General features: G+C 68.2%; 14 protein-coding genes and 1 tRNA gene. 9 read left to right on the top strand and 6 right to left on the bottom strand.

Annotated elements, in window-relative coordinates:
- Window positions 1-182: 182 nt before the first annotated feature.
- Window positions 183-2,408, bottom strand: coding sequence for a CDC48 family AAA ATPase (locus NO978_RS05585; RefSeq protein WP_257298547.1), 2,226 nt, complete (start codon window positions 2,406-2,408; stop codon window positions 183-185).
- A gap of 302 nt (window positions 2,409-2,710) precedes the next feature.
- On the opposite strand from NO978_RS05585, the gene NO978_RS05580 reads away from it, so the two are divergent.
- The gene (locus NO978_RS05580; RefSeq protein WP_257298546.1) at window positions 2,711-2,965 is read left to right on the top strand and encodes a hypothetical protein; all 255 of its coding nucleotides are present in this window, start codon (window positions 2,711-2,713) and stop codon (window positions 2,963-2,965) included.
- 64 nt (window positions 2,966-3,029) lie between these two features.
- Here NO978_RS05580 and NO978_RS05575 read toward each other — a convergent pair whose 3' ends face one another.
- Window positions 3,030-3,794 carry a hypothetical protein gene (locus NO978_RS05575; RefSeq protein ID WP_257298545.1) on the bottom strand — a complete coding sequence of 255 codons (765 nt, stop codon included), beginning with the start codon at window positions 3,792-3,794 and terminating at the stop codon, window positions 3,030-3,032.
- A gap of 72 nt (window positions 3,795-3,866) precedes the next feature.
- On the opposite strand from NO978_RS05575, the gene radB reads away from it, so the two are divergent.
- On the top strand, window positions 3,867-4,565 hold the full coding sequence (gene radB, locus NO978_RS05570; protein ID WP_257298543.1) for a DNA repair and recombination protein RadB: 699 nt from the start codon (window positions 3,867-3,869) through the stop codon (window positions 4,563-4,565).
- A 42-nt stretch (window positions 4,566-4,607) separates the two neighbouring features.
- On the opposite strand, the gene NO978_RS05565 is transcribed toward radB, so the two are convergent.
- Window positions 4,608-5,765, bottom strand: a complete 1,158-nt coding sequence (locus NO978_RS05565) for a CBS domain-containing protein (RefSeq protein WP_257298542.1) — start codon at window positions 5,763-5,765, stop codon at window positions 4,608-4,610.
- A 133-nt stretch (window positions 5,766-5,898) separates the two neighbouring features.
- Here NO978_RS05565 and NO978_RS05560 point away from each other — a divergent pair, with 133 nt between their 5' ends.
- The 3 genes from NO978_RS05560 (at window position 5,899) to NO978_RS05550 (ending at window position 7,490) form a co-directional block, all read left to right on the top strand.
- Window positions 5,899-6,213 (top strand): lycopene cyclase domain-containing protein, encoded by a 315-nt coding sequence (locus tag NO978_RS05560; protein WP_257298541.1) that lies wholly within the window; start codon window positions 5,899-5,901, stop codon window positions 6,211-6,213.
- A 149-nt stretch (window positions 6,214-6,362) separates the two neighbouring features.
- The gene (locus NO978_RS05555) at window positions 6,363-6,899 is read left to right on the top strand and encodes an adenine phosphoribosyltransferase (protein ID WP_257298540.1); all 537 of its coding nucleotides are present in this window, start codon (window positions 6,363-6,365) and stop codon (window positions 6,897-6,899) included.
- Between the two features lie 60 nt (window positions 6,900-6,959).
- A complete protein-coding gene (locus tag NO978_RS05550; protein ID WP_257298539.1) occupies window positions 6,960-7,490 on the top strand; it encodes a DUF21 domain-containing protein in 531 nt (176 codons plus the stop codon).
- Between the two features lie 19 nt (window positions 7,491-7,509).
- On the opposite strand, the gene NO978_RS05545 is transcribed toward NO978_RS05550, so the two are convergent.
- The 3 genes from NO978_RS05545 to NO978_RS05535 form a co-directional block, all read right to left on the bottom strand.
- Window positions 7,510-8,913 (bottom strand): PAS domain S-box protein, encoded by a 1,404-nt coding sequence (locus tag NO978_RS05545; RefSeq protein ID WP_257298538.1) that lies wholly within the window; start codon window positions 8,911-8,913, stop codon window positions 7,510-7,512.
- 331 nt (window positions 8,914-9,244) lie between these two features.
- A tRNA-Val gene (locus tag NO978_RS05540) sits at window positions 9,245-9,319 on the bottom strand.
- A 110-nt stretch (window positions 9,320-9,429) separates the two neighbouring features.
- Window positions 9,430-10,155: a PKD domain-containing protein gene (locus tag NO978_RS05535; protein ID WP_257298537.1), complete on the bottom strand. Its 726-nt coding sequence runs from the start codon at window positions 10,153-10,155 to the stop codon at window positions 9,430-9,432.
- A gap of 113 nt (window positions 10,156-10,268) precedes the next feature.
- Between NO978_RS05535 and trpD the strand changes: the two genes are divergently transcribed.
- Genes trpD through trpG form a run of 4 tightly spaced genes read left to right on the top strand, consistent with a single transcriptional unit; the run spans window position 10,269 to window position 14,180 of the window.
- Window positions 10,269-11,273, top strand: a complete 1,005-nt coding sequence (gene trpD / locus NO978_RS05530; protein ID WP_257298536.1) for an anthranilate phosphoribosyltransferase — start codon at window positions 10,269-10,271, stop codon at window positions 11,271-11,273.
- On the top strand, window positions 11,270-11,947 hold the full coding sequence (locus NO978_RS05525) for a phosphoribosylanthranilate isomerase (RefSeq protein WP_257298535.1): 678 nt from the start codon (window positions 11,270-11,272) through the stop codon (window positions 11,945-11,947). The genes trpD and NO978_RS05525 overlap by 4 nt, the downstream gene beginning before the upstream one ends.
- Window positions 11,944-13,554 (top strand): anthranilate synthase component I, encoded by a 1,611-nt coding sequence (trpE, locus tag NO978_RS05520; RefSeq protein ID WP_257298534.1) that lies wholly within the window; start codon window positions 11,944-11,946, stop codon window positions 13,552-13,554. The genes NO978_RS05525 and trpE overlap by 4 nt, the downstream gene beginning before the upstream one ends.
- Window positions 13,551-14,180, top strand: a complete 630-nt coding sequence (trpG, locus tag NO978_RS05515; protein ID WP_257298533.1) for an anthranilate synthase component II — start codon at window positions 13,551-13,553, stop codon at window positions 14,178-14,180. Before trpE ends, trpG begins: the two co-directional genes overlap by 4 nt.
- The last annotated feature ends 13 nt before the right edge of the window (window positions 14,181-14,193 follow it).

The raw sequence follows: 14,193 nt of genomic DNA, 5'->3' as shown, positions 1-14,193 counted from the left end.
TCTCTTTCGCCCGGAGCACTCCTCGAGAAGCACATGGAGAAAACGGGCGGCGGCTCGCACCGACTCACGGGTCGCAGGCTCCCCGTTCGCCGTCGCGGTTCTCGCTCGCTTCACTCGCTCCGGACCGCGCACTGCTCGTGGTTGGTGAATCGCGCGAGCGGCAGAAAAAGTTCCGAATCGCGCTACTGGAAGCCGATGCGCCCGCCACGACGGTCCGGCCCGACGTCCGCCGTACCGCCCTTGAACTCGTCTTCCATCTGCTCGTAGTAGTCGAGGATATCCTCGGTGATGGTCGGCCGGACGTTCTCCATGGCCGACCGGAAGTGGTGCATGTCGACCGCCTCGGCGTCCTCGTCCTCGCGCAGCGCCTCGATGGCGGCCTCGCGGGCGATGGACTCCAGGTCGGAGCCGACGTAGCCGTCGGTGAGCTCGGCGAGCTCGCGCAGGCTCACGTCGGTCGCGAGCGGCGTGTCCTCGGTGTGGATCTTGAGGATCTGCTCGCGGCCCTCCACGTCGGGCTGGCCGACCATGACGAGCCGGTCGAACCGGCCCGAGCGGATGAGCGCCGGGTCGATCATGTCCGGGCGGTTGGTCGCGCCGATGACCATCACGTCACCCATCTCCTCCAGCCCGTCGAGCTCCGTGAGGAGCTGGTTGACGACGCGCTCGGAGACGTTCGAGCCCATCTCGCCGCCCCGACCGGGCGCGAGCGAGTCGAGCTCGTCGAAGAAGATGACCGTCGGGGCCACCTGCCGGGCCTTCCGGAACGTCTGCCGGATTGCCTTCTCGGACTCGCCGACCCACTTCGAGAGCAGCTGCGGGCCACGCACGCTGATGAAGTTGGCGTTCGTCTCGTTGGCGACCGCCTTCGCCATCAGCGTCTTCCCGGTGCCGGGCGGGCCGTAGAGCAGCACGCCCTTCGGCGGGTCGATGCCCATCCGCTGGAACTTCTCGGACTGGTTCAGCGGCCACTCGATGGACTCCTCGATGTTGTCCTTGGCGTCCTCCAGGCCGCCGACGTCGTCCCAGGATATCTTCGGCAGTTCGACGAGCACCTCGCGCATCGCGCTCGGCTCGACCTCGTTGAGCGCGCCGCGGAAGTCCTGTCGCTTGACGATCATCCGGTCGATGAGGCTCGGCGGGATGTCCTCCTCGTCGAGGTCGATCTCGGGGAGGTACCGGCGCAGCGCCTTCATCGCGGCCTCCTTGGTGAGGCTCTCGATGTCCGCACCGACGAAGCCGTGGGTCTCGTCGGCGAGGTGCGAGAGGTTCACGTCGTCAGAGAGCGGCATCCCGCGCGTGTGGATCTGGAGGATCTCTTCGCGACCCACCTCGTCGGGGACGCCGATCTCGATCTCGCGGTCGAACCGACCCGGGCGACGGAGGGCGGGGTCGACGGAGTCGACGCGGTTCGTCGCCGCGATGACGATGACCTGACCCCGGGCTTCGAGGCCGTCCATCATCGTCAGCAGCTGGGCGACGACACGGCGTTCGACCTCGCCGGTCACGTCCTCACGCTTGGGCGCGATGGAGTCGAGCTCGTCGATGAAGATGATGGAGGGTGACTCCTCGCTCGCGTCCTCGAAGATCTCTCTGAGCTGCTGTTCGGACTCGCCGTAGTACTTCGAGATGATCTCCGGGCCGGCGATGGAGAAGAAGCTGGCGGAGGTCTCGTTGGCGACCGCCTTCGCGAGCAGCGTCTTCCCGGTGCCGGGCGGGCCGTGGAGCAGGACCCCCTGGGGCGGCTCGATGCCCAGCTTCTTGAAGATCTGGGGGTGCTTCATCGGCAGCTCGACCATCTCGCGGACCCGCTGTATCTCGCCCTGGAGTCCGCCGATGTCCTCGTACGTGATGCCGCCGCCGGTCTTCTCGAAGCCCGAGATGGGCTCCTCGCGGAGTTCGACCTCGGTGTCCTCGGTGATGAGGACGACGCCCTCCGGCTCGGTCTCGACCGCGATGAGCGGGATGGCCTGGCCGGGCGAGCGCATGAAGGGGTGGTTCGTGCTCGACATCACCGGGACGATGTCGCGCTCGACGACCGGCCGCTTCAGTATCTGCCGCTTGACCATGCCGGCCGCGTCGGAGCCGAACTGCACCGACGCTTCCTCGGGCGGTGCGAGGACGAGCGTCTCCGCTTTCGTCGCCTCCGCCTTCCGGATTGTCACCCGTTCGCCGATTCCGACGTCGGCGTTCTGACGGGTGAACCCGTCGATGCGCACCGTGTCGGTGTTCCAGTCCTGCCGGTCCGCACGCCACACCTTGGCCGCGGTGGTGTCTGCACCCTCGATTTCGATGATGTCGCCGGGACTCAACTTCAGATGTAACAGCGTATCCGGGTCGAGCCTGGCGATACCGCGCCCCGAGTCGTTCGGGTACGCCTTGGCAACCTCCAGTTGAACTTCGTTCATGATTCAGGCTACGGGGATGGTGACCACTCCGGTTCGTGGCCCGATATGTCTTTTGCTACCGGGGGCGGCACGCCCGCCGGCGACGCGATACTGAGTCATGCTAGCACGTGAGATTCGTGCCGTCGCACTCTAAATCCTACCGGCCACGTGTCGCTCTCCCTGACCGACCCACGAGAATATGTTGCATACATAGGCATACAGCCAGAAACCTTAGACTGTATTAATACTCATTAGTCCTCTATACATACGGTCAGCTAACCTTATATAGAATGGGCACATGATTTTCTGATAGGTACGAGGCCATGCCCACCGAGAACGACACCACCGGGGAAGGCGAGACAATCTACGACCACCACCCGTTCAACTTCGGTATCTGGCGGACCGCCGAGCCCGCCACCGAGGACGAACCGGACGCTGGCGGGACAACCGACGAGACGCCGACCGCCGTCACCGACGGCGGCGTTGCCGTGACGATGGACTGCCCGTCGTGTACCGGCGACCTCCTCAACGTCCAGGGAGTGCCCGCCTGCTCCGACTGCGACTGGAACACCCGCTGACGGCCAGGCTCGACCGACGACACCGACAGCCCGTGTCGTGGAGTTGGGGGACTCCACGCGGGCACTACTCCTCGCTCGACGCTCCGTGCTGTTCCAGCGCCTCCTCGATACTCAACTCACCAGCGGCGACCCGCCGAGCGAGCACCTCGTCGATGGCCCGGTTCTCCGCGGACTGCTCCCGCGAGCGGTCCTTGATGACCTGTAGCTCGCCAGCGGTCGGCTCGACCTCGCGATGCTCGACGACCTCGCCCTCCAGCCGGGCGATGTTCACCGCCGCGAGCACGTCGCCCATCCCGCGCGCCCCGGTACCGAGGTACGGCGTCGTCCCGGTCTCGTCGACGAGTTCAACGCGCACGTCCTCCAGCTCGTTGACGATGGCCGCACCGTCGAGCCGCGCGCCGTCGCCGACCCGCACCACCGGGTCCGCCGCGTCGGCCACCTCGGCCTCGACGACGGCCGCCGCGTCGTCGCGTGGCACCTGGAACGCCGCGACGACCGTGTCGCCGGCCAGCACCGCGACGCCGGGCTTGCGGCCGGGGTCCACACCGATGACGGTTCGACCGTCGCCGCCACGCAGGTACGCCAGCGCCGCGTCGACCGCGCGCCGTGGCGCGTCGGGCGAGCCGTGGACGACGTGGACGCTCGGCGCGGGCCGGTCGTCCTCGTCGGCAGGCACGTCGACCTCCTCGTCCTCGCCGACGACGACCACGTCGGTGCCGTCCGGGAGCGGGTCGCCCGCCTCGACGGTCGTGAACGCCACCCCACGGTCCCGCAGCTCCGTGACGACTTCGTGGTACAGCTCGAAGTCAGCCGTCGCGACGACTATCACTCTCCAAAGTTCAGTGCGAGCGGGCTTAACGCCTTCCGTGGACTTTTATCCGGAGCCGACTCAGGGGCAGACGTGACCGAGAGCATCACCACCGGGTACGAGCCGCTCGACGAGCTCCTCGGCGGCGGCTTCGAGCGCGGCACCGTCTCGCAGGTGTACGGCCCCCCGGCCGCCGGGAAGACCAACATCGCGCTGGTGGCCGCCGTCGAGACGGCCGCACAGGGCGGGACGGTGGTCTACGTCGACACCGAGGGTCTCTCGCTCGACCGGTTCGAGCAGGTCGCGAGCGCCCGCGCCGAGCGCTCCGACGAGGAGCTCTCTGCCATCACGGACCGCATCGTCGTCGAGGAGGCCCTCGACTTCGAGGAGCAGGAGGAGGCCGTCCGCGACGTCGAAGGCTTCGCCGAGCGTGCGGACCTCGTGGTGGTGGACTCCGCGACGGGTTTCTACCGCCTCAAACGTGGCGAGGACGGCGAGGCCGGCGACGCACTCCGGAAGGTCGGACGACAAGTGACCCACCTGCTCTCGCTCGCGCGCCGACACGAGTTCGCCGTGTTGCTGACGAACCAGGTGTTCAGCGACCCGGACGGCGACCGGACGCGGGCTCTGGGTGGCAACACGCTGGAGCACTGGATGGGCACGGTCGTCCGCATCGACCGGTTCCGCGGCGGGAACCGGCGAGCGACGCTGGAGAAACATCGAGCCAAACCCGCCGGTGAGTCGATTCAGTTCGAAATAACGGACAGCGGTATCGCGGCGACCGAACTGTGAGCCGCCGGTGGACGCGAGGCCGTCGGCCCCACGCGGGCCGACCTACAGTTCGTTGAGCTTCCGGGCGAGCTGGCCGCGGTACTCCTCGTCGGACCGGTAGTTCTTCATCTCGAGGACGTTGCGCTCCAGCTTGTCGAGCGCGACGCGGAACGCGCTCTCCGCGCCGTAGCCCTCACCGGAGCCCGCGACCTGCCCGCTGGTGGTGCGGACCCGGATCTGGCTGTAGATGAGCGGCGTGCCACGGAGCTTCTCCTTGTGCTGCTGGAAGCGGACGTGGACGTGGACCACCTGCATCTTCTGGTACTTGTCGAGCACGTTCGTCAGCGAGTCGCGGATCTTCTCGCGCGAGAGCGTGTCCAGCAGCGAGATGTTGGTGATCTGGACGTCCATGTGCTCCTCCTCGGTGAACGTCAGCGCACGCAGCACGTCGGTCTTGGTGACGACGCCGACGACGTGGTCGTCGTCCTCGGCGTCGACCACGACCAGGCCGCCGAAGTCGTCCTCGAGCATCCGCGAGACCGCCTCCTCGACGGACTGGCCGAGCGTCGTCGTCTGGACCGGACTGGTCATGATGTCGACCACCGGGATGTCGAGCATCCGGTCGGTGTCGCCGGCGCGTTCGCCCCGGGTCGACTTGGTCATCCCGCGGATGACGACGTCGGCGACGTCGTGGGTCGTGACGACGCCGGTCAGCCCGCCGGCGTCGTCGAGGACTGGCAGGCGCGAGACCCCGTGTTCCCGGAGCAGGTTGACGACCTTCCCGAGGCTGTCGTCGTCGCTGACGACGACCGGGTCGTCGGAGTATATCTGCTCGACGTCGAGCGCGTCGAGGTTGTCCAGCACGGCCTCGAGAATCGCGTCGGCCGTGACGATTCCCCACAGGTTGTCGCCCTCGAAGACGGGTGCGACCTTCACACCGCCCTCGACGAGGACACGTGCCGTCTCCCGAATGTCCTCGTGCCGGTCGACCTTGGGTGCCGGTGCGTTCCGGCTCGGCTTGACCAGCGCCGCGACCTTCGCATCGTCTTCGACGTGTGACTGGATGATCTCTCGCTCGGTGAGAACCGCATCGTACTCGCCATCCCGGGTGACGATGATTCCCTTCGGGTTCTCCCGCTCGAACAGGGACCGGACCTTCCCCAGCCGGGTCTGCACGTCGACTTCGATGAACTCCTCGGTCGCAATATCAGAAATATCCATAGTACGTCTGCAAGTTCCGCCCGACCGGTCTTGAAGATACCGCCAATTCCCACCCACTCGCGTCCAGTCTGCGTGCCCCACCGGTATCCGCGACGGCACTGGAACCATGTCGCTCCGGCCCCAACCCTCCGGCATGCTCCCTGATATCACCGTCCTCGGCCCGTGGACGTACCTCGCGACCGAGGTCGTCTTCGGCACTGCTGCACTCCTGTTGCTCCTCCGGGCCGACGCCGTCGGCCGCGCCGCGAGGACCGTCGCCATCCTCTACCCCGTCGCGTACGTCTGGGACTGGTACACGCTGGCGGTCGGCGTGTTCTCCATCGAGATGCGGACCGGCGTCGAACTCCTCTGGATCCCGGTCGAGGAGCACATCTTCATCGTCGTCGTCCCCGCCTTCGTGCTCGGTATCCACGAGAACCTGCGCCTGCGGGACGAAAACCGGGAGTGAGGTGTACGTTCGTTGTAAACGCCTGGCAAGCCTCCCCGTCGAGTCGGCAGGGCTGTTCCGGCTGGTGTCGTCGTCAGCTCTCACGCCGTCGACGAAGGCGAACGGAAATCCACGTAGTTTTACTCCTACCCCACGGAGCAGCCACCACCATGGACGCCCTGGAGCGCTCGGTCCACGAGTCGCCAGTCACCGAACGGAACGGACAGCCGTACCTCGTCCACCCCATCAGCAACGGCATCCCGACGCTCGACCCGGGACTGGTCCGCGAGGTCGTCAACGGCATCTGCCAGGTGGCGGACCTCGCCGACGCTGACGTCATCGCGACGCCGGTGACGATGGGCGTCCACGTTTCGACGGCTGTGTCGCTCGTCTCGGACATCCCGCTGGTCGTCATCCGCGACCGACAGTACGGCTTCGACGACGAGTACGGCTTCGACGCGGGCGACAACCGGCTCTACCTGAACGACGTCGAGGCGGGCGACGACGTGCTCGTCCTCGACGACCTGACGAACACGGGCGCGTTCCTCGCGGCAATCACGGAGGCGCTGGAGGAAGTCGGCGCGAACGTCGTCGACGTGGTGACGGTCATCCGGCGCGTCGAGACCGAGCCGGTGCCGATGGACCACGAGGTCAAGAGCCTCCTCGACGTGCGCGTGAGCGGCGATGGCGTCGAGATCGTGGACTGAGCGCGACCCTCGACCGCAGGGCGACCGGGGTTTCTTCCCGATGTGGCTGGACGCGGTGGTATGGTCACAGTTCCGCTCGTCCTGCTCGGCGTCGCCGCGGTGGTCGTACTGGTCTGTCTGAGTGCGTTCTTCTCCTCCAGCGAGACGGCCATCTTCTCGCTCCCGGTCGAGCAGCTGACCAAGCGTGCCGAGGCAGGCGACCAGCGTGCGAGCAGCCTCTCGGAGATGCGCGAGGACCCACACCGGCTGCTCGTGACGCTGCTCGTCGGGAACAACGTGGTGAACGTGGCTATCTCGAGCATCACGACCGCGCTGCTCGTGGAGTCGTTCTCGACGGGTATCGCCGTGGTTCTGGCGACCGTCGTCGCGAGCGCGACGGTGCTCGTGTTCGGCGAGATCGTCCCGAAGTCCTACGGGCTCGGGAACGCGCTCGCGTGGGCGCTCCGGGTAGCGCGGCCGCTCCGTGTAATCGAGCTTGTGCTGTTCCCGCTCGTCGTCGTCTTCGACGTGGCGACGCGACGGCTCAGCACGGCCATCGGTGGCGAGGCCGCAGTCGAGGAGCCGTACGTCGACGACGACGACGGACTGTAGCAGGTAGCAGTTGCCGCGGTCAGGGCTCGTCGACGACCGCACCGCCGACCGTCGTGTCGGTGCGCGGGAGCGAGAGCCGCACGCCTTCCTCGTCCGTGTCGAACTCGACACGGCCACCCATCAGCACGCTCGCCCAGCGGACGAACCAGAGGCCGATGCCCTCGCCGTGGTACAGTGGCGTCTCCTCCCCTCGCTCGACGACATCGAACTCGGAGGACGGGAGCGACGCGCCAGGGACCGAAAGCTGGACCGCCGCGCCGCGGGGTGCCGCAACGTCGACCCGCACGGTGACCGGTCCGCCGGTGGTGCTGGCTTCGACGAGTACGGTGACGAGCTCCTGGATGACTGTCTCGAGTACCTCCGGATCCGCGTCGACAGTGACGGCGTCGTCGGGCGTCTCGACCTCGATACGCCAGCCGTCCTGCGATATCGACGTCACCACGCCCGCGACGAACTCCGTGAGGTCGACGGACGTCTGGTCCAGCGTCGCGCGGTCGAGCAGCCGGTGGAACCGGCGGGCCCTCCGGGCGAGCGCCAGAAGGTCCTCGCTCTCCCGTTTGGCGGTCTCCAGCGGCTCGCGGACCGCGTCCTCGGCTGTCACCCGCATCGCGTCGTCGATGTGACCCTGGACGACGCACATCTTGTTCCGGAGGTTGTGCCGGAGGACCCGGTCGAGCACCTGCAGTCGCTCCTCGCGCTGCTGCCGGTCAGTGATGTCGCGGAGGACGCAGACGTGGCCCCCGTCGTCGAGCGTCGCGAGCGAAAGCTCCTCTGGGAACTCCTCCCCGTCGACCCGGCGGCCGATGGCCGTCCCGGTCCACGTGCCCTCGCGCGCCAGCGTCGGCAGTATCTCCTCCTCGAAGCGGGCCACCTCCTTGCTCGGGTAGAGCAGCCGCCAATGCTCGCCGATGAGCTCCGACGAATCGTAGCCGTACTTCGCCGCGTAGGCCCGGTTCGCGTACACGTACTTCCCGTCCGTGTCGAGGATGCCGATTCCTTCCCGTGCGGACTCCAGCGCCGCGAGCCGCCGTCGACTGTCGCTCGTCTCCCGCCAGTCCGTCACAAGCTCCCTGACCGCCGTCTCCAGGTCGTAGTCGGCATCGTCGAGCCGAGAGACGGGCACGTAGAGGGTGTTCCGGTACTCGGAGAGGCGGCTCGCACGCGTCACGTCGGGTGCCTCGTCGACCACGACAACCGGTGTCCGATGGTCGCCCCGAATCCCGTCGAGGACCGTGAACGCGTCCGGACCGGTGCAGACCACGCAGTCTAGCCCGTCGTCCACACGGTCGAGCAACGCGTCGACCGTGTCGACCCGGCGAAGCGTGGCGTCGTCGAACGCAGCCAGCCGCCCACCGAGCAGGTCAGACGCGTCGGCGTAGAGTGCCACCCACGTCGGTTGCTCGGAATCGGTGGGTGAACTCATCTGTTCACTTAAAGGCACCACCTCGTAAAAGGCTTCTGTCAAGACACGTCGGGAAACTACCGCTGTCGGAACATCTCTCCGGAGAGTAAATCCGGCGAACGGTCGGGCGCGTCCGGTGGACTGTGCAGCCCCTCTGGTCACCAATCCGTCGACCGCTTCAGCGGCGGAGAGCCGCCGCTACGCTCGTGGTCGTAACGTCGTCAGAAGTGGGTTGGGGCAGATTTGAACCACGGTCACTCCACTCCGTTCCGCTCCCTGGTTCGAATCTGCCGACCACAGTTCTCCGAGCACGGACAATTCGCTCCGCTCGTGGTCGTAGTGTTGGAAGAAGTGGGTTGGGGCAGATTTGAACTGCCGGCCTCCTCCATGTCAAGGAGGTGTCATAACCAGACTAGACCACCAACCCGGTGGCGCACTGGTCTTCTGCTGCGTGCACTCAATCGTTCACCGCTGGTATAAAAAAGGGTTTCGATTGGGGCGGCGTGTGGTGGTGCGAGACAGGGCGACAGCGGCGGGTCAGCGGTCCGGGCGTTCGACGTAGACGAACAGCTCCGTCTCGTCGATCGCACCCTCGTCGTCGGTCACGGAGAGAGTGACCGTCTTGGGACCGGTGCGGCGGAACTCGTGCTCGACCACCAGTCCGTCGGCCACGTACCCGTCGAAGTCCCAGGTCACATCGACGACCGTGCCGTCGTCGTCCTCGCTGCCGGCCGCGTCGTAGGTCACGACCTCGCCCGCGGTGACGATGGCACCGTCGTCGAACCACCGAGCGGGGTAGACGTCGGGGACGGCAAGCGGGGCCTCGTTGTCCTCGACGACGTCGACCTGGAGCGTGCGGCGGGCCGAGGAGCCGTCGCTGTACTCGACAGTGAGCCCGACCTCGTGTGTGCCCGTGGTCTTCCAGGTCCGCGTCACCGCGGGTCCGGACAGCGAGACCGTCCCGTCGATGCTCCAGCGGCACTCGCTGACGCGAGCCCCACCGGGGCGGACGACCATCGTGGTCATCCGGGCGAGTGCGAATCGGACCTCACGGCCGGCGACAGTCCGGTAGTGGCCGTCCTCGCCTGACGCGACCGCTTCGGCCCCGTGGACGGCGACCGCCGGTTCCTCGGCGTCGCCCTCGGCAGGTTCCCCCTCGGCTGCGGCCCCCGTTCCGATGAGGCTGGCGCTGGCGAGGCCGCCCGTTGCGAGGGCGCTGGCAGCTGTCCGCAGTACGTGTCGTCGGCTGTGGTCTCGCGACATCGTGCCCCGGAGTGGTCCCGTTCCGGTACTTGAACCCTCGCCAGTGACGACACGTTTAAGTTAATGTACGAATTTGTACATCGTAAGACTGAATCATACATTGGTGACTTACAATGAAGGACTACATCGAACGTGTGACCGAGGGAGAGGATCTGACACAGACCGAGGCCCGCGAGGTCGCAGGCCACATCTTCGAGGACGCGACCGACGCCCAGATCGGCGCGCTGCTGACGGCACTCCGCGTGAAGGGCGAGACGGAGACCGAGATCGCCGGCTTCGCCGAGGGGATGCACGCCGCGGCACGGACAATCTCGCCGGACCGCTCGCCACTGGTCGACATCGTCGGCACCGGCGGTGACGACTACGACACCATCAACGTCTCGACGACGAGCGCACTCGTCGCCAGCGGCGCGGGCGTCCCCATCGCCAAGCACGGGAACTACTCCGTCTCCTCGTCCTCGGGGAGCGCGGACGTGCTGGAGGTCGCCGGGGTCGACGTGGCCGCAGAGCCCGCCGCCGTCGAGGCTCAGATCGAGGACGACGGCATCGGGTTCATGCTCGCGACGGTGTTCCACCCCGCGATGAAGGCCGTCATCGGCCCGCGCCAGGAGCTCGGGATGCGGACGGTGTTCAACGTACTCGGCCCGCTGACGAACCCCGCAGGGGCCGACGCGGGGGTCATCGGCGTCTACGACCCCGACCTCGTTCCCGTGCTCGCGCGGGCGCTGGCCCGGATGGATGTCGAACGCGCACTGGTCGTCCACGGCTCCGGCATGGACGAGATCGCCATCCACGACGAGACCGTCGTCGCCGAGGTCACCGGCAGCGAGGTCGAAGAGTACACGCTCACGCCCGAGGCCCTCGGCCTGGCGCGTGCGCCCGTCGACGCGGTCGCCGGTGGCTCGCCCGAGGAGAACGCCGCCGACCTCGAAGGCATCCTCCGCGGCGACGTGACCGGGGCGAAGCGGGACATCATCCTCGCGAACGCCGGCGCGGCGATCTACGTCGCGGGCGAGGCCGACACCATCGAGGCCGGCATCGACCGGGCACGCGAGGCCATCGAGTCGGGCGCCGCCGCCGACCAGCTGGCGGATCTCCAGTCGGCGGTCGCGCAATGACCCGCGTGAAGGTCTGCGGGCTGACCCGTGAGACGGACGTCGACGCGGCCGTCGAGGCCGGCGCTGACGCCCTCGGCTTCGTCGTCGACGTGCCGGTCGACACGCCGCGAGAGGTCTCCACAGAGCGTGCGGCCGAACTCGTCGCCCGCGCGCCGCCGTTCGTGACGACCGTGCTCGTGACGATGCCCGAGGCACCTGCCCGCGCCGCCGACCTCGTCGAACGGGTGGAGCCGGACGCCGTCCAGGTACACAGCGACCTGCCGCCGGGCGACGTGGCGTACCTCCGCTCGCGCGTCGACGCCCGGGTCATCAAGCACGTCGACGCGGCCACACCCGAGACCGCCGCGCGGTACGTGGACGTGGTCGACGCGCTCCTCGTTGACTCCATCGGGGAGGACGGCGGCGGCGGGACCGGCGAGACGCACGACTGGGAGCGAACCCGCGCGGCGACCGCCGACCTCGACGTCCCGATAATCCTCGCGGGCGGGCTCACCCCGGCGAACGTCGCCGAGGCCGTCGCGACGCTCGACCCGTTCGCCGTGGACGTGGCCAGCGGCGTCGAGGCGAGCAGCGGCGTGAAGGACCACGACGCGGTCGCCGCGTTCATCGCCGCCGCGGGGCGGGCCACCTCCGACGGGGAGCCGGTCGCCGACCGGCCGACGGTGGAGCCATGAACGACGCCGGTTTTGCACTGACACCCGACCGCGACACCTTCCGTGACCTCGTCGACGCGACCGCCACCGCCGAGACCCCGGCGGTCGTCCGCGCGGAGACGACCCTCGACGTGGACAGTTCGCCGCTCGCCGCGTATGCCGCCCTCTCCGGCGAGGCCGAGCACTCGTTCCTGCTGGAGAGCGCGGAGAAGACGGCCTCCAGCGACCCCGACGGCGCGTTCCGGCCGGACGACGGCGACCGCCACGCACGCTACTCGTTCGTCGGCTACGACCCCGCCGCGGTCGTCACCATTACCGACAACGAGGCGACGGTCGACGTCTGCGACGACCGATACGACGGGCTCGTCGCCCCCGACGGCGAGGACACGCTCGACACGCTCCGCTCGGCGATGCCCGACGCGGAACCGGTCGGCTTCCCCGACACGGAGCGCCAGCAGCTCGGCGGTGGACTCGTCGGATTCCTCGGGTACGAGTCCGTCTACGACCTGTTCCTTGACGAGGTCGGTCTCGAACGTCCCGACTCGGACGTGCCGGACGCCGAGTTCGTCCTGACGACGAAGACGCTCGTCTTCGACCACCACGCCGACGAGGTGAGCCTGGTCGTCACACCCGTCGTCCGCGACGACGAGGACACCGGCGCGGTGTACGACTCGCTCGTCGCCGAAGCCGAGTACGTCGCCGGCGTGCTCGCGGCCGCCGCCGACCCGGACCCCGACGGCTTCGTTCGGACGGACGGGACGGCAGGCTCGCGCGAGTCGTACGAGCGCGCGGTCGAGCACGCGAAGGAACACGTCCTCGACGGCGACATCTACCAGGGCGTCATCTCACGGACCCGCGAGCTCGTCGGCGACTGCGACCCGCTCGGGCTGTACGCCGCGCTGCGGGACGTGAACCCGTCGCCGTACATGTACCTGCTCGCCCATGGCGACCGACACGGCGTCGGCGCGAGCCCGGAGACGCTCGTCTCTGTCGGCGGCGGTCGCGTCACCTCGAATCCCATTGCGGGCACCTGCCGGCGAGGAGACAGCCCCGTCGAGGACCGCCGGCTGGCCGGCGAGATGCTCGCCGACGACAAGGAGCGCGCCGAACACACGATGCTCGTCGACCTCGCGCGCAACGACGTGCGTCGCGTCTCCGAGCCGGGCACCGTCCGCGTCGAGGAGTTCATGAACGTCCTGAAGTACAGTCACGTCCAGCACATCGAGTCCACCGTGACGGGTGCGCTCGCCGACGACGCGGACGCGTTCGACGCCACCCGGGCGGCCTTCCCGGCGGGAACGCTGACCGGCGCGCCGAAGGTCCGCGCGATGGAGATCATCGACGCACTCGAGGACGACCCCCGCGGGCTCTACGGCGGCGGCGTCGGCTACTACTCGTGGACCGGCGACGCCGACGTTGCCATCGTCATCCGCACCGCGACGGTCGAGCGCGGCGCGGCCGCTGACGGCCGCGACAACGTTCGCGTCCGGGCGGGTGCTGGCATCGTCGCCGACAGCGACCCCACGGCGGAGTACGAGGAGACGGAGTCCAAGATGGACGGCGTGCTGACCGCGCTCCGGCGGGTCGAGCGCGACCCCGACGAGCCCGTGCCGGAGGTGCCGCGATGACCCGCGTGCTGTTCGTCGACAACTTCGACTCCTTCACCTACAACCTCGTCGAGTACGTCGAGTCGTCGCTGCTCGAATCGGGCGACGACCCGGAGACGCTGGTGCTGCGGAACACCGCGACGCTCGAGGAGGTACGGGCGTTCGACCCCGACGCCATCGTCGTCTCTCCCGGGCCGGGGCACCCGGAGAACGAGCGGGACGTCGGCGTCACGCCCGACGTGTTCCGCGAGGTCAGCCCCGACGTGCCGACGTTCGGCGTCTGTCTCGGGCTGGAGGCCGCCGTCTACGCCTACGGCGGAACCGTCGGGCGCGCTCCAGAGCCGGTCCACGGGAAGGCGTGGCCCATTGACCACGACGACGCGGGCGTGTTCGCGGGCATCGAGCAGGGGTTCTCGGCGGGCCGCTACCACTCGCTGGTCGCCGAGACGGTGCCGGACTGCTTCGCGGTGACCGCGACGGCCGACCACACGGGCACGGACAGCACGCAACAGCTCGTCATGGGCGTACGGCACCGCGAGCACCCCATCGAGTGCGTGCAGTTCCACCCGGAGTCGGTGCTCACGGGGCGAGGACACGACGTGGTCGACAACTTCCTCGGCTCGCTCCGCCAGTCACCGACAGCTTGAGCGGTCGTCGTTC

The sequence above is a fragment of the Haloarchaeobius sp. FL176 genome (genome assembly GCF_024609245.1).
In the GTDB taxonomy this organism is placed as follows: Archaea; Halobacteriota; Halobacteria; order Halobacteriales; family Natrialbaceae; genus Haloarchaeobius.
Note: the sequence above shows the minus strand (reverse complement) of the source record. Positions and strands in the feature narration are given on the sequence as shown.